This window comes from Geodermatophilus aquaeductus (assembly GCF_900182545.1).
Taxonomy (GTDB): Bacteria; Actinomycetota; Actinomycetes; order Mycobacteriales; family Geodermatophilaceae; genus Geodermatophilus; species Geodermatophilus aquaeductus.
Genome location: NZ_FXTJ01000010.1, coordinates 81,757 through 108,250, shown reverse-complemented (window position 1 = coordinate 108,250; position 26,494 = coordinate 81,757). Strand labels below are relative to the sequence as shown.

Here is a 26,494-nt window from a genome sequence, read left to right as displayed (position 1 = left end):
CGGTCAGGCCATGCTGGTCGTGCCCACCCGCACGTCGGGCGCGCCCAGGCGCGCGGCGTCGGCGGTGCGGTCGTCGAGCTGCTCCTGGGACTCCCGCTCGGCCTCCACGCGCAGCCGGTAGTGCGACACCTCCCGCTCGACGTGCGCGGCGTCCCAGCCGAGCAGCGGCGCGACGATCTCCGCGACCTCGGCGGCCGCGGCGACCCCGCGGTCGGGCACCTCGATGGAGATCCGGGTGCGGCGGCACAGGACGTCGTCGAGGTGCAGGGCCCCCTCGTGGCTGACCGCGTAGTACGCCTCGGCCCGCAGGTACTCCGGAGCCCCGGCCAGCGGCTCGCGCAGGTCGGGCTGGTCGGTCATCAGCTCGAACAGCTCGCCGCTGAGGGTCCCGTACCGGCCCAGCAGGTGCTCCACGGTCGACAGCGGGAGCCCCGTGCGCTCGGCGGTGAGCCGGCGGGCGTTGTGCGCGGCGACGTAGCCCTCCGCGCCGACCAGCGGGATCCGCTCGGTGATCGACGGCGGCACCGTGCGCTCCATGCCGTGCACCGCGGAGTCGACGGCGTCCTTGGCCATCACCCGGTAGGTCGTGTACTTGCCGCCGGCGATCACGGTCAGGCCGCGCACGGGGCTGGCGACGGCGTGCTCGCGGGACAGCTTGCTCGTCGCCTCGGACTCCCCCGACAGCAGCGGCCGCAGCCCCGCGTAGACGCCGACGACGTCCTCCCGGGTGAGCGGGTCGGCCAGCAGGCTGTTGGCGTGGGCGAGCAGGTAGTCGATGTCGTCCCTGCTCGCCGCCGGGTGCGCCAGGTCCAGGTGCCACTCGGTGTCGGTCGTCCCGATGATCCAGTGGCTGCCCCACGGGATGATGAACAGCAGGCTCTTCTCGGTGCGTGTGATGACGCCGGTGGCGCTGTTGATCCGGTTCCGCGGGACCACCAGGTGCACGCCCTTGGACGCGCGGACCTGGAACTGCCCCCGCCCGCCGACCATCTCCTGGATCTCGTCGGTCCAGACCCCGGCCGCGTTGACCACCTGCTGCGCGCGGACGGCGAACTCGCCGCCGCCCTCGAGGTCGCGCACCCGGACCCCGGCGATCCGGTCGCCCTCCCGGAGGAACTCGGTGACCCGCGCGCTGTTCACGCACAGCGCGCCGTAGGCGGCCGCGGTCCTGGCCAGCATCATCGTGTGCCGCGCGTCGTCGACCTGGCCCTCGTAGAACCGGATGGCCCCGCGGATCGCCGAGCGCTTGCCCGAGGGGAAGGACTCCGCCGTCTTCCGGCGGCCCAGGTGCCGCAGGTGACCCGGCACCCCGCGGCCGGCGCCCATGACGTCGTAGACGCCGATGCCCAGCCCGACGTAGGCGCGGTCGATGCGCTTCTCCAGCGGGTAGATGAACGGGACCGGCCGGGCCAGGTGCGGGCAGAGGGTGCCCAGCACCAGGCGGCGTTCCCGCAGCGCCTCGAAGACCAGGTGGAAGTCGAACTGCTCGAGGTAGCGCAGCCCGCCGTGGAAGAGCTTGCTCGACCGGCTGGAGGTGCCGGCGGCGTAGTCCCGGGCCTCCACCAGCCCCACCTTCAGCCCCCGGGTGACCGCGTCCAGCGCGGCGCCGGCACCGACGACCCCGCCGCCGATGACCAGGACGTCGAGCTCCTCCTCCGCCAGCCGGGCGAGGGCGGCGGTGCGGTTGCGGGGACTGAGCCGTTCGGAGATGGTCACGGTCGCTCCTCTGCTCGGATGGCGCCCGACGTCGGGCCGGCGGGTCAGTGGCGGATCAGGTTGGAGCGGCTGCGGTCGTGGCGGGTCTCGATGACGCGGATCGCCCCCGACCGCGAGCGCATGGACAGCGACTGGGTCACCACGGCGTCGTGCTGGAAGCGGACGCCGCGCAGCAGTGCGCCGGTGGTGACGCCGGTGGCGCCGAAGAAGACGTCGTCGCCGGACACGAGGTCGGTGGTGGTGAGGACGCGGTCGAGGTCGTGGCCGAAGTCGAGCGCGGCGGCCCGCTCGGCGTCGTCGCGGGGGCGCAGCCGCCCGAACAGCTCGCCGTCGCTGCACCGCAGCGCGCAGGCGGCGATGACGCCCTCCGGGGTGCCGCCCACGCCGACGAGCAGGTCGACGCCGGAGTCCGGCTGGCCCACGGCGATGGCGCCGGCGACGTCGCCGTCGAGGAGCGACCGGACCGCCGCCCCGGCGCGGCGGATGTCGGCGACGAGGTCCTCGTGCCGGGGACGGTCGAGGACGGCGACGGTCAGGTCCTCCTGCCGCCGGCCGAGCGCGCGGGCCACCACCGCGAGGACGTCGGCGATCGGGGCGTCGGGGTCGACGGCGCCGGCGGCGGCGCCCGGCACCACGAGCTTCCACATGTAGACGCAGGGGCCCGGGTCGAACATGGTGCCCCGCTCGGACAGGCCCACGACCGCCACCGCGTCGGGCAGTCCCTTGGCCGCGGCGGTGGTGCCGTCCACCGGGTCGACGGCGATGTCGACCTCCGGGCCCGTCCCGTCGCCGACCCGCTCCCCGTTGAAGAGCATCGGCGCCTCGTCCTTCTCCCCCTCGCCGATGACGACGACGCCGGACATGCCGACGGTGCCCAGCACCGGCCGCATCGCGTCCACGGCCGCGGCGTCGACCTGGTTCTTGTCCCCCCGGCCGACGAAGCGGGCCGAGGAGATGGCCGCCGCCTCGGTGGCGCGGACGAGTTCCAGGGCGAGGTTGCGGTCGGGGTCCAGCGGCATGCCCGGCGCGCTCACGCGTCGGCTCCCCGGGAGCCGGGAGACGGGGCGGGGAGCCCGTCCGGGACGGCGGGAGTGCGGGGTACGGCGGGCATGGCCAGCACCTCTGCTCGGGAGTCCGGGAGCGCTCAGGTCCTCTCGCCCGTCCCTCCGGGGGGCGACCCGCGTCGACCGTAACGACGTGTGACCGGGACCACAAGGACGCCTCCCGCCCCGGCCCGGTCCCCCGTCAGGCGCCCGGCTCGGAGGGGAGCACGCCGCGGGCGACGGCCCGCACGAGGGTCTCGTGGTCGCGCTCGGTCTGGTCGGCGTAGGCCCGGGCGAAGCGGCACAGCGCCGCGTCGAGCTTGTCCGAGCCGCCCACGTAGCCGTCGATCATGGAGGCGCCGCTGGTCCGGGCGTGCCCCTTGGCCAGCAGCCGGCCGCAGACCCCCGCGTAGTCGATGAGGGCGGGGGCGTCCAGCGCGTCGACGGCGATCGTGCCCTTCATGTTCCGGAACTGGCGGACGTAGTACTGCCGGCCGGCGATGGTGGTCCAGCCCAGCAGCGGGTCGCTGACCGTCTGCAGGGCCTGCTGGTACTCCACGACCCGCTGCCCTTGGTGGGCGTGCCAGGCGGAGTCGCCGTGGACGTGGGGCGCCAGGACCGACCGGCGCGCCTGCTTGAGCTGCAGGAAGACGACGTCGTCGGCGCCGCTGCCCTCGCACAGCGCGACGAAGGCGCGCAGCCCGACGCTGCCCACCCCGACCACCTTGTGGGCGACGTCGACGAGCGTGTAGCCGCTGAGCACCCGCCGCCAGTGCGGGGGGAGCGTGGCGGTGTAGGCGTCGAGGCCGTCGGCCACCTGCTCCCGCTCGTCGGGGTCGAGCCGGGTGATCAGCGGCGGCTCCTCGACGATCCGGCGGCCCTCCGCGGACTCCTCGGTGAACCGGGGCAGGGCCCGGTCGCTCACCCGCCGGCGGGCCCGCCGCGAGGCCCGCTCGATCTCCCTGCGCAGCGAGCGGTCCGTCGCCGTCGCGCGCAGCCGGCCGACGTCGAACCGGTCGAACGACCGCGCCAGGAGCGGCTCGCCGGCCAGCCGGCGCAGGTGCTCCCGGTACCGGCGCGCCATGGACGCCACCGCGCGGCCGCACTGCTCCTCGGTGGCGGAGTTCTGCCGTCCGGCCACCCAGGTGCTTGCGGCGAGCCGGCGCAGGTCCCACTCCCAGCCCCCCGGGTGCGCCTCGTCGAAGTCGTTGAGGTCGATGACCAGGTCGCGCTCCGGCGAGGCGTAGAAGCCGAAGTTGCCGAGGTGCGCGTCGCCGCAGACGACCGGCCGAATGCCGGTGGCCGGGAGCCCGGCGACGTCGGCGGCCATCACCACGGCCGTCCCGCGCAGGAAGCCGTACGGGGAGGCGGCCATCCGGGCCACCCGGACCGGGATCAGCCGGTCCACCCGGCCGACGTGCGACTCCCGGATCTGGTCGACGACGTCCGCGCGGCCGGGAGGCGGGTCCCACAGCCCGAGCGAGGACCGGGGCACCTGCCGGCGCAGCCCCTTCCCGAGGGCGTAGCGCTCCGCGCGGGGCGTGGGTCGGCGGCGCAGCGAGGCGTAGGCCGTCCCGTCCGCCGTCTCGAGCACCACGTGCCCGCCGGGTCGCGCATCGGTCATGGGACACCCCGGACACTCGGCGGGCACACGTCGGACCTCGGCTCGGATCCCGCCGCATCCTCGCAGACCCGGGCGCGGCCGGAGCGGGCTCCGGGCCCCTGGCGACCGCGGGTCCGCCGCGCCACGCCGTCGGCGCCGGACGGCGGGCCGGGAGTGGTGGACCCGGCCCCCGGCGCACCCCCAGACTGGGCCGCCCTAGCGGTCAGGAGGACACGCGGGTGGAACTCGGCATCGATCTCGGCACCGCCAACACGGTCGTGGGCGACGTCCGCCACGGCATCCTCTTCGACGAACCGACCGTCATGCTCCTGCAGCGCGGGCGCGCCCGCCGGGAGCGGGTGCTCGCCGTCGGGCGGGAGGCGGCCGACCTGCTCGGCCGCGCCCCCACCGGCTACACGGCCGTCCGGCCGCTGAGCGACGGCGTCGTCACCGACCTGGAGACCGCCCGGACCTACCTGCGCTCGGTCCTGCACCGGGCCGGGCGGCGCGGCTGGAGCCTGCCCGTGCGCGCCGTCATCGGGGTGCCCGTCGGCTCGACCGCGCTGGAGCACCGGGCGCTCCTCGAGGCCGCCGAGGAGGCCGGCATCCGCCCGGTCACGGCGCTCGACGAGTCGATCGCCGGCGCGGTGGGCTGCGGCCTCGACCCGCTGGAGCGGCGGGTGCACATGGTCGTGGACGTCGGGGGCGGCACGGCCGAGGCCGCGGCGTTCTGCTTCGGCGGCGTCCTCGCGCACCGGACCAGCAAGCTCGCCGGTGACGAGATGACCCTGGCCGTGGCGCGCTACGTCCGCGAGCAGCACCAGCTGCACGTCGGCGAGCTGGAGGCCGAGGACCTCAAGATCCGGTCCGGGGCGGAGGCGGACGGCCCGCTGGTCGTCCAGGGCCGCGACGCCGCCTCCGGCCGGCCGCGGCTGGCGACGGTGCAGGCCGGCGAGGTGGCCGACGCGGTGCGGCCGATCACCGAGGAGATCGTCCGCACCCTCGCCGCGTGCCTGGACGACCTCGCCCCGCAGGCGATCGCCGACGTCATGGCCGAGGGCGTGCTCGTGTTCGGCGGGTCCTCCCAGGTCCGGGGCTTCGCCGCGGAGCTGGAGCGCAGCCTCGGCCTGCCCGTGACGGTCGCCGAGCGGCCGCTGACGTGCGTGGCCGAGGGCGCCGCGCGGTCCCTGCGCAACCGCCGGCTGCTCTCGGCCTACGGCCGCAACTGACCCTCAGGGGGCCTGCACCGGGCCGGTGGCGAGGACGGCGTCCCGGTGCTCGAGGTAGTGCCGCAGGCCCTCGGTCACCACGGTCCCCGCACCGCGCGGGGCGGAGTCGGCCGACTGCACGAGCGCGGTCATGACGACCTCCGGGGCGTCCATCGGCGCCGCGGCGGTCATCCAGTAGTCGTACTCGGTGTCGGCGAGGCCGCCGTCCTGCGCCGTGCCGGTCTTCGCGCCGACAGGCGCGGGGAGGCCGGCCATGCGCACCGCGGTGCCGCCCGTCACCGCCGCCCGCATGCCCTCCCGGACCGGCCCGAGCGCGTCGGCGAAGGGCAGCGGCGTCGCCGTCGGCACCGGTAGCGCGGTGAACGAGGCGGGGTCGGTCCCGACGGCCAGGCCCAGCCGCGGGGTGACCAGGTTGCCGGTGGCGACGGCGGCGGTCCACCGGGCGTTCTGCAGGGGCGTCACCTGGATCTCGCCCTGGCCGATGCCGAGGATGACCGTGGAGCCGCCGTACCACGCGCCGCCCCGCTCCTCGACGGTCTCCGGCGTGCCCAGGTAGCCGCCGGACTCGGCGGGCAGGTCGATCCCGGTGGGCTCCCCCACCCCGAGCGCCCGGGACGTCTCGATCAGCGCGTCGGCGCCGAGGGCGACGGCGAGCTTGTAGAAGTACACGTCGTTGGAGATGGCGAGGGACTCCACCAGGTCCATCGGCCCCATCGGCTTCCAGTTGCCGAAGGTGTGCCCGCCGTAGGTGAAGTCCGCCCCGGTGGGGATCACCTGGTCCGGCGCGAACACCCCGTGGGCCTGGTTGGCCGCGGCCACGACCAGCTTGAACGTCGACCCGGGCGGCGCGACCGCCTGCGTCACGTGCTCGAGCATCGGTGACCCCGGTGCCGCGCTCAGCGCCTCCAGGGCCGCGGCGTCGACCGGCGGCCCGAAGACGTCGGCGGGGAACGACGGCGCGCTGGCCATGGCGAGGACCTGCCCCGACCGCGGGTCCATCGCGACGGCGGCACCGATCTTGCCCACCGGCCGGGGCTGGGCGAGCACGGCCGCGGCCAGGCTGGTCTCCATCTGGCGCTGCAGGCCCAGGTCGATCGACAGCCGCAGGTCGGCACCGCGCACGGGGTCGCGCCGCTCCCCCAGCGCCACCGGCACGCCGGTGGGGTCCACGTACAGGCACTGCTGGCCGTTGACGCCGCGGAGCACCGCGTCGTACTCCTGCTCGAGCCCGGCGCGGCCGACGACCTGGCCCAGCGGCAGGCCGGGCCAGCGCTCCTCGTCCTCGGGCGTGGCCACCCCGACGAAGCCGAGCACCGGGGCCAGGACGGTGCCCTGGGGATGCGCCCGGCGGGGCTCCGGGACGACGAACACCCCGGGGATCCCGGCGGCGGCGACCGCGTCGCCGGCGCTGCGGGGCACCTCGGCCACCGGCAGCGACAGCGTGGTGCGGTCCACCGCGGCGAGCTCGGCGTGCAGGTCCGGCCGGGGCCGGCCGGTGAGGTCGGCCAGCAGGTCGACGTCGGCGGGCCGGGTCAGCAGGAGGGCCGGGACGGCGAGCACCCGGTCCACGCCGCTGCCGACGTCGGCCGCGTCGACGGCCAGCGGCTCGTCGTGCCGGTCGGTGATCGCGCCGCGCGCGGCGGGCAGCCGGACGCAGCGGGTCATCTGCTCGTCCCCGACGACCTGGAGCTCCTCGCCCTGGGTGCTCTGCAGTCGCCACCCGTAGACCCCGAACGAGACGAGCAGCGCCGAGAGGGCGACGGCGATCAGCCGGACCAGCCGCGGCCGCGGGTTGCGCCGGCGCGGCGGCGCCCACAGCCGCCGGCGGGCGCCGTCGCGGCGGACGGCCAGGACCACCCCGATCGCGGCCAGGTGCACCACGAGCGCGGTGCCGCCGTAGCTCAGGAGCGGGAACGGGACGCCGGCCAGCGGCAGCAGCCCGAGGTTGGCCCCGACCGAGACGACGACCTCCAGGCCGAGGAGGACCGCCAGCCCGCCGCCCACGAGCGCACCGTGCGGCGAGCGGGACGCGCGGCTGGCCAGGGCGAGCCGCCACACCAGGACGATCGCGGCGAGCACCACGGCCGCCCCGGCGACCAGGCCCCACTGCCCGACCAGGCTGGCCAGGGCGAGGTCGGTCTCGCGCTCGGGCAGGTACTGCGCGCGCAGTCCGCGCAGCGGGTCCTCGGTCCGCCCGAACAGCCCGCCCGACCCCAGGGCGATGTGCGCCTGCCGCAGCGCCCACCCCGAGCCGGTCGGGGACTCGTGGGCGCCGACCAGGAAGCTGCCGAGGCGCTGGACCTGGTAGGGCCGCAGCAGGCTGATCAGCAGCGGTGCCGACACCACCGCCGCGGCGGCCACCGGCAGCAGGAACCGCGCTGGTACCCGGCCGATGACCAGCATCGACGCCGTGAGGACGACGAGCAGCATGGTGGTGCTGAGGTCCGGCTGCAGCAGCGTCAGCGCGATCGGCACGACGGCGAGCAGCACGGCCAGCGTGAACCGCTGCCAGGGCGGCCGGCCCGAGCCGAGCACGGTGGCGAGGACCAGCAGCAGGCCGAGCTTGGCCAGCTCGGAGGGCTGGAAGGTCAGGGGGCCGATCGCGAACCAGCGGGTGGCGCCGTTCGCGGACAGGCCCATCGTGAGGACGCCGAGGAGGAAGACGACCGCCGCGCCGTAGGCGACCCAGCCCAGGACGCGCAGGTACCGGGTGCGGAACCGCCAGCAGACCGCGAGGGCGACCACCCCGGCGGCGGCGACGAGGCCCTGCCGCGCCGCCTGGTCGGTGGCGCCGACGAGGTACAGGTTCGCCAGTCCGAACCCGACGAGCGCCAGGGCGGCGACGACGGCGAGCAGGTCGAAGGCGGCGCTGCGGAGGTCCCGGCGCCGTTCCCGGGTCCGTCGCCGGCTGCCGAGGTCCTCCCCCGGCGCCACGGCGGGATCCCCGTGCAGCCTGCGGCGCTGCCGGCGGGTCCACCGCCGGCCCTCCCGTGCCTCCGCCGGGAGCCCGGCCGGTCCCGCGAACGACATGTCGGTCTCCTCCGGGTCACTCGGCCGGACGGTCGGGCAGGCACGAGCCGGCGGACACCGGCGCGGAGGCCGCGACCGCGGGCTGCTCGGTGACGGCGAGCACCGCCACGGCCGGCAGGTCGGGCAGCGCGACGACGCCGACGGCCGCCACCGCCCGGCTGCCGCCCGGCACGGTGAGGGTCCCGCCCGGCACGGTGGTCGCCGCGCCCGTGCACCGGTCGACGAGCCGGTAGGACCAGGTCACCGGCCGCGGGTCGGGCGCCGGGACGAGCCGGACCAGGAGGCGCACGGTGCAGGGTCCGGCCGGGGCGCAGTCGGCCAGCGGGCGCAGGTCGACCGCGGTCACGTCGCCCGCGGCCGCGGGGGCGGGCGGGGGGATCGGCACGCCGTCGGGCTCCTCCGCGTCGGACGGCTCGTCCCCGCTGCGTCCCGCGTCGAGCAGCAGGTCGACGTCGGCGGCGATCTCGTCGCGGAAGAGGGCGATCTCCCCCGCGACGACCGCGGCGAGCACCAGCACCGAGAGCACCCAGGCACCGACGCGGCGCAGCGCCGTCCTGCGCTCCTTCCGGGTCGCGCGGGGCGCCGGTGCCGCGACCGGGGAGGCCGCCGCCGGTCCGCCGCCCTGCCCCGGCGCCGTCCGGCCGGCCACGGCGCGCGCCAGCGCGGCGAGCTCGGCGCGGACCGCGTCGCGGTCGATCCCGGCGGCCGCCTCCTGGAGCCGCTCCGCGACGGCGGGGACGCCGGCGTCGGGCAGCTCCGCCGCGGCGCTGTCGAGCGGGGCCAGCAGCCGGACGGCCGCCGGCTCCGGGGTGCGACCGGGCGGCCGGGCGGCGTCCGCGACGTCGGCGAGCAGGGCCGCGAGCGCGGCGGCGTCCGTCGGCGACCCGCCGCCGTGACCGCCGGGGGCGAGGACCACCCGCCCGTCGGTGCCGACGAGCGCCCGGTCCGGCCCGGCGGCGTCGGGGTCCGGGGAGTCCGCCCGCCCCGCCGCCGCGGCCAGCAGGTCCGCGCCCAGCTCCAAGGCCTGCGGCGCGGTGAGCCGGACCAGCGCGAGCAGGCGGGTCAGCGGCACGCCGTCGACGGGGGCGGGTGCCGGGAGGGCCGGCGGCCGCTCGTCCCGGTCGGGGACGCCGGGCACCGGGCCCGGCTCGCGCAGCTCCGGGGGTCGTTCCGTGCGCAGGTCCGTCACAGACCCCACCCCCGCCTGTTGCTCAGCTGGGCCGATCCCCCGTGACGGACCGGGCCCATGCTGGACCTCCGAGGGTCCGGATGTCAGGGGTTACGGCGCGACGTCGACAAGTAGTTCCGGCGCGTCGCCTCCCGGCGCGTCGCGCCGTCCCGGAGGCGCTTCCCGGCCGGGCCCGGCTCCGGTGAGATGGCCCGGGACCGGTGCGCCGGGGTCCCGACGGGACGGAGGTGCCGGCCGTGCCCGACGTCCCGCCGCCCGCTCCCCGGTCCGCGCGCACCGAGCGCGACGTCGACCGGGCGGCGCTGCTCGGCACGGCGCTGGCCGCCGTCGTCGCGCTCACCTTCGGCGGCCAGGGCGAGTGGGACTGGCTGGCCGCGGCCGCCGGGGTCGCCCTGCTGCTGGTGCTCGCGGCCTTCTTCCGCCTGCCCGCGGGTGCAGCCGCCACGCGCCGGGGCCGGGCCGAGCTCGCCGCGGCGTGCGCGGTGGGCGCGCTCGCGGCCACGCTCGTCCTCGCGCCGGTCCTGCAGGCCTCGCTCGCCGCGACCGACGCCGGGCGCACCTGCCGGGCCAGTGCGGCGGTGGCGGCCGGTGCCCTCGAGAGCGACGGGACGCGGCAGCGCGGCGCCGAGGTGGCCGTCGCGCGGGGGGACGTCGGGGGCACCGCCGGGGAGGCCCTGGCGCGCGCGGCCCGGGACGAGGAGCGGACGGTGCTGGGCAACTGCCTCGGCGCGATCACCTCGCGCTGGCTGTGGGCGCCGGCCGCGGTCCTGGCCGGGGCCGGCTACGCGCTCGCGCGGTGGCTGGCCCGCCGCCGGCAGGCCCCGTCCGGCCCGTGACCCGGCCCGGTGGCGCCGACCCGGTCCCGCTCCTCCCCGGTCCCCGAGATCCGCCGGCCGGCCGACCGCGCCTCCAGCTCGGCCTGCCAGTCGGCCCGGCCGCTCGCGCTCGCCCGCGCCGCCCCGCTCCACAGGACGACGGCGGCGGCGACCGCCAGGACCACGAGCAGGAGCAGCAGGCCGGTCAGGACGTCCTCCCAGCCGGCCCACGGCGGGACGGTCATGCTCCCGGGGCGCGGCGGGACGGGGTCGGGTGCCATGGCACGAGGGTGCGGGACGCCGTCGGCCGCGGGACCCCCTCGCACGGCGTTCCACCCGGGAGGGCGACGTCACGCTCCGCGAGCACCGGCGGCTCCCCGACCCGATCAGGCGGGACGGCGCGCTCTCCCCGGTGATCCCGTCCCGGCACGCGGGCGCACTCCCCCGCCGCCGCCCTAGCGTCCCGGCACCCGGGACGGGTCCCGCGGAGGGAGGCAGGCATGACGACGACCGAGCTGCACACCGAGGACGACGCCGACCGGCGGCACCCGAACGTCTCCGGCGACCTGCCCACCGTCCTCGTGGCCGCGCCCGCGTTCCGGCGGGTCGTGGCCGGCTACGACCGCTTCCAGGTCGACACCTACGTGCGGTGGGCCGAGGACGAGCTCGCCACCGCGGACCGGGAGCGCGAGCACCTCCTGACCCGGCACCTGCGCACGCTCTCCGACCTCGAGGAGGCCCGGCGCCTGCTGGCCCACTCGTGCGGGGGCGCGGAGTCCCTGCGGCTGTCCGACCGGATCGGGTCGGTGCTCGCCGAGGCGGCCGACCAGGCCGAGGAGCTGCGCGCCGAGGCGGCCGCCGACCGCGCCGCCGCCGCGGCGGAGGCGGAGCGGACGGTCGCCCGGGCGGAGGCGGTGCTCGCCGACGCCGAGGCCTGGGCGGAGCGCCTGACCGCGGAGGCGGCCGCCCGCATCGCCGGGACGACCGCCGAGGCCGAGCGGGTGCTCGCCGGTGCCCGTGCCGAGGCCGGCGCGCGGCTGGAGGAGGTGCGGCAGGTCGAGCAGCGGGCCGCCGAGGACGCCGCCCGGATCCGCCGGCGGGCCCGGGAGGACGCGGACCTCGCCCGGCTGCAGGCCCGGGACGAGGCCCTCCGCGTACTCGGCACGGGACGCGAGGAGCGGCGGCGCGCGGACGACGCGGCGGCCGCCACCCGGGCACGCCGGGACGCCGACGCCCGTGAGCGCCGGGCCGCGCTGCTCGCCGAGGTCGCCGCGCTCGAGGCGGAGCGCTCGGCCCTGCGGGCCGAGGTCGACCGGCCGGCCGCGGCGGTCCCCGTCCCCGCGGGGCGCCCGCTCCCCCTCCGCAGGCTCCTCGACCGGCTCGACCGGCGGCAGTGGTCCTGGCGCGTGCCCTGAGCCGCGGTGAGCCGGGTCGGCATCGGAGCGGGGTGTGCACGCAGCGCGGTCCGGAGGAGCCCGGCATCGCACTACGTGCACACGGCGGCCGCCGCCCTCAGCGGCGGGTCAGGACCGCCAGCGCCGCCGCGCCGCCCCACCCGGCCACGACGACCGGCGTCTCCACCGGGTCGAGGCCGCCGGGGCGCACCCGGACCCGGCTGTCCCGCTCGCTGAGGTAGCCGGCCGTCAGCCCGGTGCCGAGCCACCGCAGCACCCAGACGGCGCGGTCGTCGGGCCCGCGCAGCAGCCGGCCGAGGGCCCAGACCTCGAGCGCGAGCAGGTACGGCGGCGCGCTGTAGGCCGTGCCGAACCACAGCCAGTCCCGGACCAGGTGGTCGGGGCTGCCCGTCAGGAACGGGACGTCGAAGTGCCGGCGCCGCCGCAGCGCGACGACGTGGCCGACCGCCTGGGCGGCCAGCTGCACCGACGTGACCGCCACCAGCCACCTCCGCTGCACCATGCAGCCGCACGGTAGGGCCTCGGACGCTCCTCAGGCGCCGCCCTGCGCCGCCAGCACCCGCGCGGCCTCGCGGTCGGCGTCGCGGTTGGCCACGCCGGCCCGCGATCCGGCGAGCTTGGCGCGGATGTGCTCGCCGACGGTGATCGGCGGGTACGGCGAGCCGTCGCCGACGCAGGTCGGCAGGGTCTCGATGACGGCGTCGACGTTGCCGTCGTGGAAGAACGCCGCGCTGCGCCGGCGCCGGATGGTCCCGTCGACGATCGGCGGCTTGACCCGGTGCAGCGTCGACATCCAGCGCTCGTTGGTCCAGCGCGCCATCAGGTCGCCGAGGTTGATCAGCAGCGCGCCGTCGGCGGGCTGGACGTCGTGCCAGCCGCCGTCGCGGCCGAGCACCTGCAGTCCGGCGACCTGGTCGGCCCACAGCACGGTGACGATGCCGTAGTCGGTGTGCTCGCCCATGCCGGTGAGGTCGCCGTCGAGCTCGAGCGCGCCGGGCTCGAGGGCGTAGTTGTTCATCCGGAGCACGTCGAGGCTGTGGTCGGTGTAGGGCGCGAAGAAGCCCGCCGGCAGGTCGAGCGCGTCGGCGAACACCGTGGTCAGGGTGCGCGCCACCCGGGAGGCCTCGGCGGAGTACGCCGACACCGCGGCGCGGAAGGACGCCGCCTCGGCCGGCCAGACGTTCTCGGGGTAGTCGGCCTCCGGGAGGTCGAGCCCGGGGAAGTCGGAGACGGCGGCCCCGACGTTGAACGCCTCGAAGAAGTCGTGCATCCGGTTGGACGGCGCGAGCCCGAGGCTGAGGCTCAGCGACTCGGTCTTGGGCGGGGCGTAGCCGCGGTTGACCTCCGGCGGCGTCCGGTAGCGCTTCTTGACCTCCAGCGGGAGGAAGAAGAACTCGTCGAGGGCGGCGGCGAAGGCGTCGGTGACCGCGGCCGGGACGCCGTGGCCGACGACCTGCACGAAGCCGACCGTGCGGGCCGCCTCGTCGAAGGCCGCGGCGGTGGCCGCGCGCTCCTCCGCGGTGCCGGTCCCGACGTAGGGCGCGATGTCCACGGTGGGGACGGAGAAGGGCGTGCTCATGCGGGGGTCTCCTCGGGGGCCGGTGGTGCGTCGGGGGTGGTGGCCACCAGCGCCTCGACCCGCGCGAGCAGGGCGGCCTTGTCGGGAGCGTCGAGCCAGCACGCCTCGACGGCGTTGCGGGTGAGGTCGGCCAGCCGGTCGCGGCGCCAGCCGAGCGCGTGCGCGAGGACGCGGTGGTCGTGGGTGGGGTCGGTGCCGAACATCGGCGGGTCGTCGCTGTCGATCGTCACGCACAGCCCGGCGTCGACCATCTCCGCGATCCGGCGGTGGCTGCCGTCGCCGCTGCCGGAGTAGCGGCCGATGTCGGAGCTGACCGGGGTGCAGGTGAAGGGCACCCTCTCCTCGACGCAGCGGGCGGTGATCGCCGGGTCGTCGACGACGTGGTAGCCGTGGTCGACCCGGCTGCAGCCCAGCTCGTCGAGCAGCACCTCGACGTGCCGCGGCGGGCCGGACTCCGAGTGCGCCGTCCGCCGCAGCCCGGCGCGCGCGGCCAGCCGGTAGGCCTCGACGAAGCGGCCCGGCGGGCCGTTGACCTCCGCGTAGTCCAGGCCGATGCCGAGCACCTCGTCGACCCGGTGCTCGACCACCTGCTCGACCAGCTCGACGGCGGCCGCGCCGCTGCGCTCCCGGCAGATGCCGACGACGAAGCCGGCGCGGATCCCGGTGTCGGCCTCCGCGTCGCGGGCACCGGCGAGGACGCCCTCCAGCAGCCGCGGATAGGGCACGCCGGGGTGACCGGGCGGGCTCAGGTGCACCTCGCGGTAGAGCACGCCGTGGGCGGCGCCGCCGGCGGTGAGCGACTCGTAGGTGACGCGGTGCAGGTCGTCGACGTCGCGGATCAGCGAGCCCACGACGTCGAGCACGCGGAGGAACTCGCCGAGGTCCTCGTAGCCGGCGTGGTCGTAGAGCTCCTCGGCGGACCGGCCGAGCGGCACCCCGTGCTTGCGGGCGAGGTCGACCACGGTCTGCGGCGCCACGCTGCCGATGAGGTGGCAGTGCAGGCTGACCTTGGGCAGGGCGGCGACCATCGCGTCGATCGCCGGGTCGGCCGGCACGGGCGTGGAGTGCACGCCCGTCACACCGGTCACGAGGCGCTCCCCGGCCGCCCGAACCGGCTGAGCACCACGGTCTCGACCAGCTGGGCGAGCAGGTAGAGCACCAGCGCGGTCAGGCTGACGACGACGACCAGAGCCCAGACGCGCGCGTTCTGCGAGCGGCCCGCGGCGGAGACGACGGCGTACCCGATCCCCTTGCCGGTCGCGAGCCACTCGGCGAGCAGCGCGCCGGTGAGCGCCCCGGGCACGGCGATGCGCACCGAGGCGAACAGCGCCGGCAGCGCGGAGGGGAAGCCGACCCTGAGCAGCACGGTGGACGGCGACCCGCCGTAGACGAGCACGAGGTCGCGCATCTGCGGCGTGACCGAGCGCAGGCCCAGCACGATGTTCACCAGCGCCGGGAAGAGCACGACGATCGCGCTCATGATCGCCACGACGCCGTAGCCGCGGCCCACGAGCAGGATGAGGATCGGCGCCAGCGCGATGAGCGGCACGGTCTGCAGCACCAGGGCCACCGGCATCACCGCGCCCTCGAGGACCTTGGACCGGACGACGACCCCCGCCAGCACGATCGCCGTGAGCATGCCGGCGGCGAAGCCCACGGCGGCGTCGGTGAGGGTCTGCTGCAGCAGCGCCCAGATCTCGCCGCGCAGCTCGGCCGAGTCGTCGTCGGCGAACAGCGTCGTCCACACCTCCGCCGGCGTCTTGCCGACGTAGGGCGAGACGTCCCAGAGGCGCAGCGCGGCGATCCAGAGCAGCACCACGATCCCGACGACGAGCAGCGTGGTGCCGACCTGGCGCAGCGCCGTCCACAGCAGCGAGCCGGTGCGTCCGGCGGCGGGCGCGGTCGCCCGGTCGGCGCCCGGGAGCATCGTGGTCACGACGCCGCTCCCCGCGACCACGGGGTGACCAGCCGGCCGACCAGCCCGAACAGGGCGTAGAACGCGCCGGCCACCAGCGCACAGCCGATGCCGACCGCCCAGGCCTGCTCGACGTCGACGTTCTGCTGGGCGATCTTGAGGACCAGCGCGACGCCGCGCTGCACGCCCCCGACGTACTCGCCGAGGATCGCGCCGAGGAACGCCGCCGGCGCGCCGATCCGCAGGGCGGCGGGGATCGAGGGCAGCGCGGAGACCAGTTGCACCTTCAGCAGCTGCCGGACCCGCCCGCCGCCGAACACGCTGACGACGTCGAGGCTGGCCCGGTCGGCCGAGCGCAGGCCGAGCACCGTGCCGACGACGGTGGTGAAGAAGACCGACAGCGCGGCCAGCGCGGTGGCGGTGCCCGACCGCTGCCCCTCGTCGGGGTTGCCGATGACGATGAACAGCACCGGCGCGATCGCGACCAGCGGCACGCAGTAGCTCAGGACCGCGACCTGCATGAGCACCCGCTCGGCCACGGGCAGGAGCAGGACGAGCGAGGAGACGACGAGTCCGGCCGCGGTGCCGTAGGCGAAGCCGACCGCGGCCTCCTGCAGGGTCATCCCGAAGTGCAGGGCGTAGAAGCCCCAGCCGTCGTCGACCGCGGTGGACAGCACGCCGTCGGGGGTCGGGATGCGGGCGCCGGACAGCACGGTGCTCGCGGCGACCCACCACAGCGCGAGGAGCGCGACGATGCCGAGGACGCCGGTGCGCAGCGAGCGCACCGACTCGCGGGAGAGGCGCACTCACTCCTCCCGGGCGGCGGACGCGCCGTCGAAGAGCAGCTCCGAGGCCCGGTCGTGCAGGGCGTGGAACTCCGGCGTGCGCATGAGGTCCGGCGTGCGCGGCCGCGGCAGGTCGACGTCGATGACCTCCTGCACCCGGCCGGGGCGCGCGCTCATCACCGCGACCCGGTCGGACAGGAAGATCGCCTCGGAGATGCCGTGGGTGACCATGAGCGTCGTCGCCGGCTTCTCGGTCCAGATCCGCAGCAGCTCGACGTTCAGCCGCTGCCGCGTCATGTCGTCCAGCGCGCCGAAGGGCTCGTCGAGCAGGAGCACCGACGGCTTGACCACCAGCGCCCGCGCGATCGAGACCCGCTGGCGCATGCCGCCCGACAGCTGCGCCGGCTTGGCCTTCTCGAACCCCTCGAGGCCCACCAGCCTGATCATCTCGGCCACGAGCGCGTGGTCGGGCGTGCGGCCCGACACCTCGAACGGCAGCCGGATGTTGGACAGCACCGACCGCCACGGCAGCAGCGCGGAGTCCTGGAAGGCGATCCCGAGCTCGTGGCCGCGGCGCAGCTGCAGCGGGGTGCGGCCCTCCACCAGCGCCGTCCCGGACGTCGGTTCCTCCAGGCCCGCGAGGATCCGCAGGATCGTGGACTTGCCGCAGCCCGAGGGGCCGAGCAGGGACAGGAAGCTGCCCTTGTCGGTCCACAGCGTGGCGTCCTCGAGGGCCCGCACCGTGCGGCGGCCGGCCCGGAAGGTCTTGGTGAGCGAGTCGATCCGCACGCCGGTGCCGAGGGAGGTCGCTCCCCCGGCACCGGCGCTCGTCGACGTCGTGACGACGTCGGTCATGGCGTGCCTCTCAGGCGGGGTCGGATCCGGTCAGGAGGGGAGCTCGGTCAGCTCGGGCTTCTCCTCGAGCAGCTGCTCGAGCAGGGACAGGTCGAAGAGGTCCTCGGCCTCGATGTCGATGCCGGCCGCCGCGAGCGTGGCCATGTTCTGCTCGATCAGCTCGTCGGAGATGGTGAACAGGCCGTTGGCCTCGACGTCGGGCGTGACGATCAGCCCGGCCTGCACCTCGGACTGCTCGAGCTCCTTGGCCAGGTCCAGCTGCAGGTCCGCGCCGTACTCCTCGACCGCCAGGCGGGCGCCCTCGGCGGGGTCGGCCAGCGCGTCCTGCCAGCCGCGGATCTCGGCCTCGAGGAAGGCCTGCACCCGCTCCGGCTCCTCGGCGATCATCCGCTCGGTGGTGATGACCGACTCGGCGACGAAGGGCAGCCCGTTGTCTGCGAAGGGCAGGTTGGTGACCGCGAGGCCCTGCGACTGCACGGTGATCGACTCGTTGGTCAGGTAGGCCAGGAAGCCGTCGACCTCGCCGTCGATGAGCGGCGCCGGGTCGTACTCGACGGGGACCTTCTCCACGCTGGCCGGGTCGATGCCGTTCACCTCGAGCAGCGCGTCGAACAGCGTCTCGTTGCCGCCGGCCTGCACGCCGATCCGCTTGCCGACCAGGTCCTGCGGGGTGGCGATGTTCCCGCCGTCGGCCAGCGACAGGATGGTGAAGGGGTTCTTCTGGAACTTGGTGCCGACGATCCGCAGCGGCGCGTCCTCCTCGGCGATGACCTGCGCGGTGGAGACGGCGTTGCTCAGGCCGAAGTCGGCGTCCTCGGTGGCCACGAGGGTCTCGATGGCGCCCGGGCCGGGGTCCATCGTCACCGAGCCGAACCCGGCGTCCTCGTAGTAGCCGTTGGTGTCGGCGAAGAACTCGCCCGCGAACTCGGCGTTCTTGATCCACGACAGCTGCAGCGTGAGGTCGCCGAGGCCGGCGTCCTCTCCGGAGGCGGCGGCCGACTCGTCGTCGCCGGACCCGCACGCGGTGAGCACGAGGGCGGCGGCGGTCAGCAGGGCTCCGGCGCGCACGGCGCGGAAGCGGAAGGTCATCGGGTCTCCGTATCTCGGCTGTGCCCTGGGCCCAGCGCGGTGGGGTCCGCCGTCGCGGCGAGCGGCTCGGCGGAAACCTAGGTACGGGTCGTTTCGCGCTCCGCCCCCCGGCGTTTCGCGTCGGTTAATGGGCCCGACCGTGACGGAGACCACCGGGGTGCCGCGACCGTCGCCGGGACGTTCGCCTTCCCTCAACGGCGCGCCCAGCGCCCTGCGCGCCACCCGGCTCGACATCGTCGGCGTCGCCACCCTCGGCATGATCACGGCGCTGGGCGGCGGCACGCCGCGCGACGTGCTCATCCGCCGGGTGCCGTCGGTGGCTGAGCAGTGGGCTCTGCGCCATCCCGGCGCTGCTGGGCGCGGCCGGACTCGCCCGGCGGCAGCAGGCGCGGCTGGTCGCCGTGTAGGTGACCGCGCCGGTGTCGCCGCTGGAGGTGCAGCTCCCCCGACGGCGGTGCGCTCGAGCGGGCGGGCTGCACCCAGCTCGAGACCGAGGTCGCCACCGCGGGCGCGCGCATCGGGATCGCGATCGAGTACCTCGTGCGGCACGGCAACCACCTCACCGAGCTCGCGCGGATGGCCGACGAGATGCCCGCCGACGCGGTGCTCGTCGGTGCGTCGCAGCGCGGGGTGCACGGGCCGGTTGGCTCCTCGCGTCCCGGATGGTGCGGCGAGGGCGGTGGCCGGTCACCGTGGCGCCGTGGTGGCCGGCGTCCCGGGCGCCCGCGTCCGAGCGGCGGACCGCCGGTGCGACCCGGCGGCCGTCAGGTCGGGTCGGGATCCCGGGGTCCCTGCCGCTTCCCGGCGGTCAGACCGACCTCGCTGACCCCGCCGTAGGGCTCCTGCCGCTTGCCGGCGTGTGCCTCCCGGTTCAGCCGGCCGACCAGCTGCGGATAGTGCGCCTCGAACGCCGGGCGCTCGGAGCGGATCCGCGGGATCTCGGTGAAGTTGTGCCGCGGCGGCGGCGAGGAGGTCGCCCACTCCAGCGAGTTGCCATGACCCCAGGGGTCGTCGCGCAGCGCGAGCGGCCCGTACTTCCAGGACCGGGTCACGTTGTAGAGGAACGGGATGATGGAGGCGCCGAGGACGAAGGAGAAGATCGTGGAGATGGTGTTGAGCGTGGTGAACCCGTCGGTGGGCAGGTAGTCGACGTACCGGCGCGGCATGCCCTCGTTGCCCAGCCAGTGCTGGATCAGGAACGTGCCCTGGAAACCGATGAAGGTCATCCAGAACTGCAGCTTGCCCAGCCGCTCGTCCATCATCCGGCCGCACAGCTTCGGGAACCAGAAGGCGATGCCGGCGTTGGCCGCGAACACCACGGTGCCGAAGACGACGTAGTGGAAGTGCGCGACGACGAAGTAGCTGTCGTTGACGTGCCAGTCCACCGGCGGTGACGCCAGGAGCACGCCGGTCAGCCCGCCGAGCAGGAAGGTCACCATGAAGCCGACCGACCACAGCATCGGCGTCTCGAACGTCAGCTGGCCGCGCCACATGGTGCCGATCCAGTTGAAGAACTTGATGCCGGTCGGGACGGCGATGAGGTAGGTCAGGAAGGCGAAGAACGGCAGCAGGACCGCGCCGGTGGCGTACATGTGGTGCGCCCACACCGTCACCGACAGCCCACCGATGAGCAGCGTCGCGCCGATCATGCCCTTGTAGCCGAACAGCGGCTTGCGGCTGAACACGGGGATGACCTCGGTGATGATGCCGAAGAACGGCAACGCGATGATGTAGACCTCGGGGTGCCCGAAGAACCAGAACAGGTGCTGCCACAGGATCGGGCCACCGTTCTCGGGTGTGTAGACGAGGGCGCCGAGGTTGCGGTCGGCCAGGAGCGCCATCAGCGCCGCGGTGAGGATCGGGAACGCGAAGAGCACCAGGATGCTGGTGACCAGCGTGTTCCAGGTGAAGATCGGCATCCGGAACATCGTCATGCCCGGTGCCCGCAGGCAGACGATCGTCGTGGCGAAGTTGACCGAACCCAGGATGGTCCCGAGGCCGCTCACCGCCAGGCCCGCGATCCACAGGTTCGCGCCGAGGTCCGGGCTGTTGGTGGCGTCGGACAGCGGGGTGTAGGCGTACCAACCGAAGTCCGCCGCGCCGGCGGGGGTGAGGAAGCCCGAGACGGCGATGAGGCTGCCGAAGAGGAACAGCCAGTAGGAGAAGGCGTTCAGGCGCGGGAAGGCGACGTCGGGAGCGCCGATCTGCAGCGGCATGATCAGGTTGCCGAAGGCGAAGAACAACGGCGTCGCGAAGAACAGCAGCATGATGGTGCCGTGCATCGTGAACAGCTGGTTGTACTGCTCCGGTGACAGGAAGTGCAGCCCGGGCCGGGCCAGCTCGGCCCGGATCAGCATCGCCATGAAGCCGCCGAGCACGAACCACGCGAAGGACGTGACCAGGTACATCAGGCCGATCGTCTTGTGGTCGGTGGTCCGCAGCAGGTTGGTCAGGCGGGAGCCCCTCCTCGCCGGTGGCATCCCGCTCGGCCGGCTGACGACGGGCCGCGGCGCGATGGCGGTCACGGCGTCACTCCCGGGCGTGGCCCGGTCCCGCCGGGGGCCGGGCGGGGAGCACGGAGTGGAGTGCTCATGGCAGCGTCCATCCTGGAGGCCGCGGGCTGCGGCGCGTTCGACTCCGGACTGCGAGCGGCTCCATCGTGGCCCGTCCGGGCCCGGTACGACACCCACCTGTGCGCCGCGTCGCGGGGCGAACGCGGCGGACCGGTCCGGGTCGTCGTTCCGCCGTCAGGACGGCCGGTGTGCGCGGTCCGGTGGGTGGCCCGCTGACGCCGCGACGAGCGCGCCGGGACCGCCGGCCTGTCCACATCGGAACACCCGTGCCCTCCGGCGCGCCCCCGGCGTCGAGTCACAGGCCGCGTCCCCATCACACGGGAGCGGGGCGCGGCAGGGAGGCACGAGGCGGACCCGGCACCGCAGCCACGGGTGCCGAGGACCAGGACACGCTCCGCGGGCTCCACCAGTGAACAGGTCGTCACCGAGCCGGCGTCGAAGGTCGAGCACCTGACGGTCGTCGTGCGCACCCCGCAGTTGTCCGTGCCGGTGGGCGAGCGCCGGTGACGCAGGAGATCGACGTCCGGCCCGGGACCGGCCCCCGGTCAGGGGGCGGGGGCGGCCGCTGGGCCGTGCCGGCCCTGGGGGCGCGCTACATGGCCGGCGGGAGACGCCCCACGCCTCAGGTCGCGGCCGGCGCGCTCGGCAGGGCCGACGGCGCGTCCTCGGTCAGCGCGTCGGTCAGCAGCGCGACCAGCGCCTCGAGCTGCACGTCGGCCGACGACGCGACCTCCTCGTCGGACCCGTCGAGCGCCCGGGCGGCCAGCCCCGCCTTGCTGTCGATGAGCTCGGCGATGCGGGCGTCGATGGTCTGCGCGGCGATGATCCGCCACGCGGTGACCGGCTCGGTCTGGCCGATGCGGTGGCTGCGGTCGATCGCCTGGGTCTGCTCGGCGTCGGTCCACGACAGCTCGGCGAGCACGATGTCTGAGGCCACCTGCAGGTTGAGCCCCACGCCGGCCGCGGTCAGGGAGCAGACGGCGACGGCGACGCCGGGGTCGTTGACGAACGCGTCGATGTTCTCCTGCCGCACCCGCGACGTCTGGTCGCCGCGGATGGAGGAGAACCGCACGCCCTGCCGGGTGAAGACGTCCTCGGCGGCGTCCATGACGTCGACGTGCTTGGCGAAGAAGACGACCTTGCCGGCGCTGCGGGCCAGCTGGGCGGCGTAGTCGGCGGCCAGCCCGGCCTTGGCCTGGCCGATGCGCCGCATCATCGTGAACACGTTCTCGCCGGACGCCGCGGTGGCGGCCTCCTTCTGCTCCGACCGGGCCACCCGGCGCACGAGGTCCACGTCGATGCCGGCGTCGATGCCGTCGCCCGGCTCGCTCCCGCGGTTGGCCAGCGCACGCCGGTACTGCGCCACCATCCGGCGGGCGAGGTCGCGCTCGGCGGCCCGGATCGACCGGCCGGCCGCGCCCTCGAGCTCGACGGGGAGGTCGGCGATGCGGCGGGCGGGGATGTCGGCGGCGACGTCGACCTTGCGGCGCCGGACGATGCCCATGTCGACGACGCAGCGGCGGGCGGCGGCGTAGAAGCCGGGGTCGGCCGGTGTCAGGCCGGTCTCCTCCAGCGCCTCCATGAGCTCGCCGAGCGGCTTGGTCTCGTCGATCCAGCCGAGGAACTGCCAGATGGCCCGGAAGTCGTCGATGTCGTTGATCAGCGGCGTGCCGGTGAGCGCCATGAGCAGCGGCCGCGTCGTGCGCGACCGGATGCGCTGCGAGAGCTCCAGGACGTGCTGCGAGCGCTGCGAGGTCCGGTTCTTGATGAAGTGCGCCTCGTCGACGACCATCCCGCGGAAGCCGAAGTCGCCGAGCCACCCGACGTGGCGGTCGAGCACCTCGTAGTTGACGACGACGATGTCGGCGAACCCGTCGATGGTGTCGCCGTTGCCGTGGATGACGGTGGCCGGGCGGTGCGGCGTCCAGATCCTGGCCTCGCGCGCCCAGTTGGTCTTCACGACGTTCGGCACGACGACGAGCAGCGGATAGGCGCCGGCCGCCTCCGCCGACAGCAGCGCCTGGGCGGTCTTGCCCAGGCCCGGCTCGTCGGCGAGCAGGAACGTGCGGTGCCCGGCGGCCGCGGCCGCGACCAGCCGGCCCTGGTGGGGCATGAGCTGGCGGCCGCCCGGCGCCTGCAGCGAGGTCGGCGCGGGCAGGGCCATGCCCGCGGGGTCGCCGCCGCCGGCGCGCTCGAAGGACCGCAGCAGCGGGCCGAGCAGCTCCCACCCGGCGAGGCGGCGGGGGCGGGCCACGGCCGGCCGGGCGGCGGAGAAGTCGGGGGCGAGGAAGGGGTTGGCCAGCTGCCGGGAGATGACCGACTGCGGCACGACCCGGTTCTCCTGCACCGGCGGCGCGGCCACCGGCTCGGCCGGCGGGGCCTCCTCCGGCGGCGCCTCGAGCCCCACGGAGCGCAGCACGTCCAGCCGCAGCGCGCGGGCCGCGTCGGACACGACGGCGTCCTCCGACAGCAGCGCGAGCAGGCCGGCGTCGCGGACGGCGGTCTTGGCGAGGATCGTGGCGACGCCGTCGAGGCGCTTGAGCTGCTCGGCGCGGCCGGTGTCGCCGCCGCTCTCGTCGGCCCTCACGCGGGCGTGCTCCTCGCGCAGCAGCAGCGCGACGACCTGGAAGCGGGTGCGCACGGCGGGGGTCACCCGGCCGCGCTCCGCGGCGGTCTCGACCTCGCGCACGGTGCGGGCGAGCACCGAGATGAGGTCCTCGCGGTCGCGTCGCGCGTTCCGCGGGGCGGTACGGCGAGTGCCCGTCGGGCGCCGGCCTGGTCGAGCCACGTACACCTCTCCTCTGACTGCCCGGCGCGGTTCCCCCGTCGGGACGCTGCGCGCCGTCGCGCACCCGGCCGTCCGGCGGGCGCCGCGCGGCCGGGATCCGGACGCCGGACGCCCGGAGGAGCCCGCAGCCTGCGGGCTCCGCGGGACCGGTGCGGAGCGGTCCAGGAGACCGGACGGCAGCCGGACGGGAGCCGGCCGCTGAGGACGACACCGTCGTCGGCACCCCGTCGTCGGTACAGCGGCGCACGGCCCGCGAGCCGGTGCTCCCCCCATCGTAGACCGCCGGTGCCACCGGGGAGCGCACTGCAGGGTCAGCCCCCGTCCCGGTCGAGGGGCTGCCCGCTGGTCCGGGCCCGCCCACGCGCGGAGCCTCGGTCCCGTCCCCCACCCGACGGAGGCCACCGTGTCGAGCACCCGACTGCGGGCCCGGGAGCAGGACGCCCCCGCCGGCCCCGTCCGCGCCCAGCACGCCCAGCGCGTCCGGCCCTCGGTCCGGCGGCGGCCGCTGCGGCGGCCGTTCCGCTACACGCTGCCCGGCCTCGCCGGGGCGCTGGTGTTCCTGTGCGTGTCGCTCACCCCCTCGCTGCTGCCGCGCACCGGGCTGACCCAGGGCCTGATCAGCGGGATCACCGCCGCGTTCGGCTACGCCGTCGGCGTGGCGGTGGCCGCGGCCTGGCGGGCGGTGGCCGACCGCGACGCCCGGCCCGCGCGGCGGCGCTCGTGGCTGGTGCTGGCCGGGGTCGCGCTGGTCTCCTTCGTCGCGGCCACCGCGTACGGCCGCTACTGGCAGGCGCGCATCCGGGAGCTCATGGACGCCCCCGCCGACAGCGCGCTGTCCGTGCTGGTCGTGCCGCTCGTCGCGGCCGCCGTGTTCGTCGTGCTGGTCGCGGTCGCCCGCGCGGTGCGGCGGGTCTGCGGGTGGGTGGCGCTGCTGCTCGACCGGTGGATCGGCGCCCGCGCGGCGCGGGTGCTCGGCTGGGCCGTCGTCGGCGTCTGTGCGCTGCTGCTCCTCAACGGCGTCGTCGTCGACCGGTTGGTGGCGGCGGCCGACGCGGCCTTCTCGGTCCGCGACGGCCGCACCGACGCCGGCGTCGTGCGGCCCACCGTGGCCGAGCGGTCGGGCGGGCCCGGCTCCCTGGTCGCCTGGGGCACGCTGGGCCGGGAGGGGCGCACGTTCGTCGACGGCGGGCCGTCACCGGCCGAGATCGCCGCGTTCACCGGGGCGCCCGCTCCCCAGCCGGTGCGGGCGTACGCCGGCCTGGACTCCGCGCCCACCGCCGAGGAGCGCGCCCGCCTGGCCGTCGACGACCTCGAGCGCGCCGGCGGCCTGGACCGCGCCGTCCTCGTCGTCGTCACCACCACCGGCTCGGGCTGGGTGGACCCCGGGGCGGTGGACACCGTCGAGTACATGACCGGCGGGGACAGCGCCGCGGTGGCCATCCAGTACTCCTACCTGCCCTCGGTGCTCTCCTACCTGGTCGACAGCGACCGGGCCCGGGAGGCCGGCCGCGAGCTGTTCGACGCGGTCTACGACCGCTGGAACCGGCTCCCGCTCGACGACCGCCCGCGCCTGGTCGTGGCCGGCGAGAGCCTGGGCTCCTTCGGCGGCGAGACGGCGTTCAGCGGCGAGTACGACCTGCGCAACCGGACCGCCGGCGCGGTCTTCGCCGGCCCGCCGGAGTTCAACACGCTGTTCCGGGAGTTCGTCAGCGACCGGGACGCGGGCAGCCCCGAGATCGAGCCGGTGTACCGGGACGGCCGCACGGTCCGGTTCACCGACGACCCCGGCGAGGGGATCGCGCCCACCGCCGAGCCGTGGGACGGCCCCCGCGTGCTCTACGTCATGCACCCCTCCGACCCGATCGTGTGGTGGACGCCGGAACTGCTGTACGCCCGCCCGACCTGGCTGGAGGAGCACCGCGGCGACGACGTCGTCGAGGCGGTGCGCTGGATCCCGTTCGTCACGTTCTGGCAGGTCACGGCCGACCTCCCGTTCGCCGGCAACGTCCCCGACGGGCACGGGCACGTCTACGCCTCGCAGTACGTCGACGCCTGGGCGCAGGTCCTGCAGCCGCCCGGCTGGGACGCCGCGCGCTCGGAGCGGCTGCGCGACCTCCTGGAGGCGGGGTCGTGACCCGGTCCGGCCCTCACCCGGCCCGGGTGGCCACGGCGGCGGCCAGCACCCCGAGGGAGTTGGTCGCCAGGTGCAGCAGCACGGGGGCGAGGAGGCTGCCGCTGCGCAGCCGCAGCCAGGTGAACAGCAGCCCGGCTGCCGTCGTCCAGAGGACGGTCAGCAGGACGGCCGTGGCGGTGGCGACGACACCGTCGGCGAGGTCGTTGGCCGCCAGGCCGCTGAGCGTGGGGCGGACGTGCCAGAGACCGAAGACCACGCAGGACAGGGCCACGGCCGCCGGGAGCCGGAGGAGGCGGCAGGCCAGGGCGAGCAGCACGCCCCGGAAGGCGACCTCCTCCCAGACGACGGTGCCCAGCGGCACCCGCACCAGGGCGCGGATCGCGACCGCCGTGCCGTCCAGGCCCTCGGCCCGCGCGTCGGCCAGCAGGGGCCGCAGCGCGGGGACGGCGAGGGCGACGGCGTACGCGGCGAGGACGAGCGCCGCGCAGGCCCCGCCCCACCGCGCCCCGGCGGGCAGCCGGCGGCGGGCGAGCCCCAGCTCGGCCCAGGTCAGCCCCGCCCCCCGGGCGCCGGCGAGCAGCACCCCGGTGGCCGCCACGTTCGCGGCCACCGCGGTGGCCGGGCGGCCCGGGAGGGCGGGCACGACGAGGTTGTTCCACGCCACCAGGACGACGCACAGCCCCGCCGTCGCCAGCGCGAGCCGCCGCCGGTCGGGGCGGTCGTCCACCGGCGGGTC

The 26,494-nt window shown here is 75.9% G+C and carries 21 protein-coding genes; 5 read left to right on the top strand and 16 right to left on the bottom strand.

The features are described 5' to 3' along the window. Positions 1–3 precede the first annotated feature (3 nt). From FN207_RS20705 to FN207_RS20695, 3 genes are all read right to left on the bottom strand, one after another. Positions 4–1,716 carry a glycerol-3-phosphate dehydrogenase/oxidase gene (locus tag FN207_RS20705; protein WP_142460337.1) on the bottom strand — a complete coding sequence of 571 codons (1,713 nt, stop codon included), beginning with the start codon at positions 1,714–1,716 and terminating at the stop codon, positions 4–6. A gap of 44 nt (positions 1,717–1,760) precedes the next feature. Beyond that, the gene (gene glpX, locus FN207_RS20700; protein WP_281282151.1) at positions 1,761–2,750 is read right to left on the bottom strand and encodes a class II fructose-bisphosphatase; all 990 of its coding nucleotides are present in this window, start codon (positions 2,748–2,750) and stop codon (positions 1,761–1,763) included. A gap of 211 nt (positions 2,751–2,961) precedes the next feature. Continuing rightward, entirely contained in the window at positions 2,962–4,383 is a 1,422-nt protein-coding gene (locus tag FN207_RS20695) for a DUF2252 domain-containing protein (protein WP_142460336.1), read from the bottom strand. A gap of 218 nt (positions 4,384–4,601) precedes the next feature. Here FN207_RS20695 and FN207_RS20690 point away from each other — a divergent pair, with 218 nt between their 5' ends. Further along, positions 4,602–5,591 (top strand): rod shape-determining protein, encoded by a 990-nt coding sequence (locus tag FN207_RS20690; protein WP_142460335.1) that lies wholly within the window; start codon positions 4,602–4,604, stop codon positions 5,589–5,591. Between the two features lie 3 nt (positions 5,592–5,594). Here FN207_RS20690 and FN207_RS20685 read toward each other — a convergent pair whose 3' ends face one another. Further along, positions 5,595–8,621 carry an FtsW/RodA/SpoVE family cell cycle protein gene (locus FN207_RS20685; protein ID WP_142460334.1) on the bottom strand — a complete coding sequence of 1,009 codons (3,027 nt, stop codon included), beginning with the start codon at positions 8,619–8,621 and terminating at the stop codon, positions 5,595–5,597. 16 nt (positions 8,622–8,637) lie between these two features. Beyond that, positions 8,638–9,810, bottom strand: coding sequence for a hypothetical protein (locus FN207_RS20680; RefSeq protein ID WP_142460333.1), 1,173 nt, complete (start codon positions 9,808–9,810; stop codon positions 8,638–8,640). A gap of 236 nt (positions 9,811–10,046) precedes the next feature. Between FN207_RS20680 and FN207_RS20675 the strand changes: the two genes are divergently transcribed. Next, positions 10,047–10,646: a hypothetical protein gene (locus FN207_RS20675; protein WP_142460332.1), complete on the top strand. Its 600-nt coding sequence runs from the start codon at positions 10,047–10,049 to the stop codon at positions 10,644–10,646. Here FN207_RS20675 and FN207_RS20670 read toward each other — a convergent pair. Next, positions 10,592–10,906, bottom strand: a complete 315-nt coding sequence (locus tag FN207_RS20670; RefSeq protein WP_142460331.1) for a hypothetical protein — start codon at positions 10,904–10,906, stop codon at positions 10,592–10,594. The two genes, FN207_RS20675 and FN207_RS20670, sit on opposite strands and share 55 nt — an antisense overlap. Before the next feature lie 219 nt (positions 10,907–11,125). On the opposite strand from FN207_RS20670, the gene FN207_RS20665 reads away from it, so the two are divergent. Then, positions 11,126–12,040 carry a hypothetical protein gene (locus FN207_RS20665; protein WP_142460330.1) on the top strand — a complete coding sequence of 305 codons (915 nt, stop codon included), beginning with the start codon at positions 11,126–11,128 and terminating at the stop codon, positions 12,038–12,040. 97 nt (positions 12,041–12,137) lie between these two features. On the opposite strand, the gene FN207_RS20660 is transcribed toward FN207_RS20665, so the two are convergent. Genes FN207_RS20660 through FN207_RS20630 form a run of 7 tightly spaced genes read right to left on the bottom strand, consistent with a single transcriptional unit; the run spans position 12,138 to position 18,263 of the window. Next, the gene (locus FN207_RS20660) at positions 12,138–12,542 is read right to left on the bottom strand and encodes a hypothetical protein (protein WP_142460329.1); all 405 of its coding nucleotides are present in this window, start codon (positions 12,540–12,542) and stop codon (positions 12,138–12,140) included. 30 nt (positions 12,543–12,572) lie between these two features. Next, positions 12,573–13,619 (bottom strand): isopenicillin N synthase family dioxygenase, encoded by a 1,047-nt coding sequence (locus FN207_RS20655; protein WP_142460328.1) that lies wholly within the window; start codon positions 13,617–13,619, stop codon positions 12,573–12,575. Continuing rightward, positions 13,616–14,707 (bottom strand): adenosine deaminase, encoded by a 1,092-nt coding sequence (add, locus tag FN207_RS20650; RefSeq protein ID WP_221888324.1) that lies wholly within the window; start codon positions 14,705–14,707, stop codon positions 13,616–13,618. The genes FN207_RS20655 and add overlap by 4 nt, the downstream gene beginning before the upstream one ends. Continuing rightward, positions 14,704–15,546 (bottom strand): ABC transporter permease, encoded by an 843-nt coding sequence (locus FN207_RS20645; RefSeq protein WP_142460414.1) that lies wholly within the window; start codon positions 15,544–15,546, stop codon positions 14,704–14,706. The genes add and FN207_RS20645 overlap by 4 nt, the downstream gene beginning before the upstream one ends. 5 nt (positions 15,547–15,551) lie before the next feature. Then, positions 15,552–16,340, bottom strand: a complete 789-nt coding sequence (locus tag FN207_RS20640) for an ABC transporter permease (protein ID WP_221888322.1) — start codon at positions 16,338–16,340, stop codon at positions 15,552–15,554. Beyond that, a complete protein-coding gene (locus FN207_RS20635) occupies positions 16,341–17,174 on the bottom strand; it encodes an ABC transporter ATP-binding protein (RefSeq protein ID WP_142460327.1) in 834 nt (277 codons plus the stop codon). 30 nt (positions 17,175–17,204) lie between these two features. Continuing rightward, positions 17,205–18,263 (bottom strand): ABC transporter substrate-binding protein, encoded by a 1,059-nt coding sequence (locus FN207_RS20630; protein ID WP_142460326.1) that lies wholly within the window; start codon positions 18,261–18,263, stop codon positions 17,205–17,207. 127 nt (positions 18,264–18,390) lie between these two features. On the opposite strand from FN207_RS20630, the gene FN207_RS20625 reads away from it, so the two are divergent. Continuing rightward, positions 18,391–19,089 carry a TRIC cation channel family protein gene (locus tag FN207_RS20625; RefSeq protein WP_142460325.1) on the top strand — a complete coding sequence of 233 codons (699 nt, stop codon included), beginning with the start codon at positions 18,391–18,393 and terminating at the stop codon, positions 19,087–19,089. Here the strand turns inward: FN207_RS20625 and ctaD are convergent. After that, entirely contained in the window at positions 19,028–20,788 is a 1,761-nt protein-coding gene (ctaD, locus tag FN207_RS20620) for an aa3-type cytochrome oxidase subunit I (protein ID WP_185938454.1), read from the bottom strand. The two genes, FN207_RS20625 and ctaD, sit on opposite strands and share 62 nt — an antisense overlap. Before the next feature lie 670 nt (positions 20,789–21,458). Continuing rightward, entirely contained in the window at positions 21,459–23,624 is a 2,166-nt protein-coding gene (locus FN207_RS20615) for a DEAD/DEAH box helicase (RefSeq protein WP_142460324.1), read from the bottom strand. A 403-nt stretch (positions 23,625–24,027) separates the two neighbouring features. Between FN207_RS20615 and FN207_RS20610 the strand changes: the two genes are divergently transcribed. Further along, positions 24,028–25,758 carry an alpha/beta hydrolase gene (locus FN207_RS20610; RefSeq protein WP_221888321.1) on the top strand — a complete coding sequence of 577 codons (1,731 nt, stop codon included), beginning with the start codon at positions 24,028–24,030 and terminating at the stop codon, positions 25,756–25,758. Positions 25,759–25,771: 13 nt separating this feature from the next. Here FN207_RS20610 and FN207_RS20605 read toward each other — a convergent pair whose 3' ends face one another. Continuing rightward, the gene (locus tag FN207_RS20605) at positions 25,772–26,485 is read right to left on the bottom strand and encodes a CPBP family intramembrane glutamic endopeptidase (protein WP_221888320.1); all 714 of its coding nucleotides are present in this window, start codon (positions 26,483–26,485) and stop codon (positions 25,772–25,774) included. Between the last annotated feature and the right edge of the window lie 9 nt (positions 26,486–26,494).

What these genes read in the sequence shown, in the direction of transcription:
- FN207_RS20695 (WP_142460336.1), bottom strand. Translation starts at nt 4,383, where the DNA reads ATGACCGATGCGCGACCCGGCGGGCACGTGGTGCTCGAGACGGCGGAC.
- FN207_RS20685 (WP_142460334.1), bottom strand. Translation starts at nt 8,621, where the DNA reads ATGTCGTTCGCGGGACCGGCCGGGCTCCCGGCGGAGGCACGGGAGGGC.
- FN207_RS20670 (WP_142460331.1), bottom strand. Translation starts at nt 10,906, where the DNA reads ATGGCACCCGACCCCGTCCCGCCGCGCCCCGGGAGCATGACCGTCCCG.
- FN207_RS20665 (WP_142460330.1), top strand. Translation starts at nt 11,126, where the DNA reads ATGACGACGACCGAGCTGCACACCGAGGACGACGCCGACCGGCGGCAC.
- FN207_RS20660 (WP_142460329.1), bottom strand. Translation starts at nt 12,542, where the DNA reads ATGGTGCAGCGGAGGTGGCTGGTGGCGGTCACGTCGGTGCAGCTGGCC.
- FN207_RS20655 (WP_142460328.1), bottom strand. Translation starts at nt 13,619, where the DNA reads ATGAGCACGCCCTTCTCCGTCCCCACCGTGGACATCGCGCCCTACGTC.
- FN207_RS20645 (WP_142460414.1), bottom strand. Translation starts at nt 15,546, where the DNA reads ATGCTCCCGGGCGCCGACCGGGCGACCGCGCCCGCCGCCGGACGCACC.
- FN207_RS20635 (WP_142460327.1), bottom strand. Translation starts at nt 17,174, where the DNA reads ATGACCGACGTCGTCACGACGTCGACGAGCGCCGGTGCCGGGGGAGCG.
- FN207_RS20630 (WP_142460326.1), bottom strand. Translation starts at nt 18,263, where the DNA reads ATGACCTTCCGCTTCCGCGCCGTGCGCGCCGGAGCCCTGCTGACCGCC.
- FN207_RS20625 (WP_142460325.1), top strand. Translation starts at nt 18,391, where the DNA reads ATGGGCCCGACCGTGACGGAGACCACCGGGGTGCCGCGACCGTCGCCG.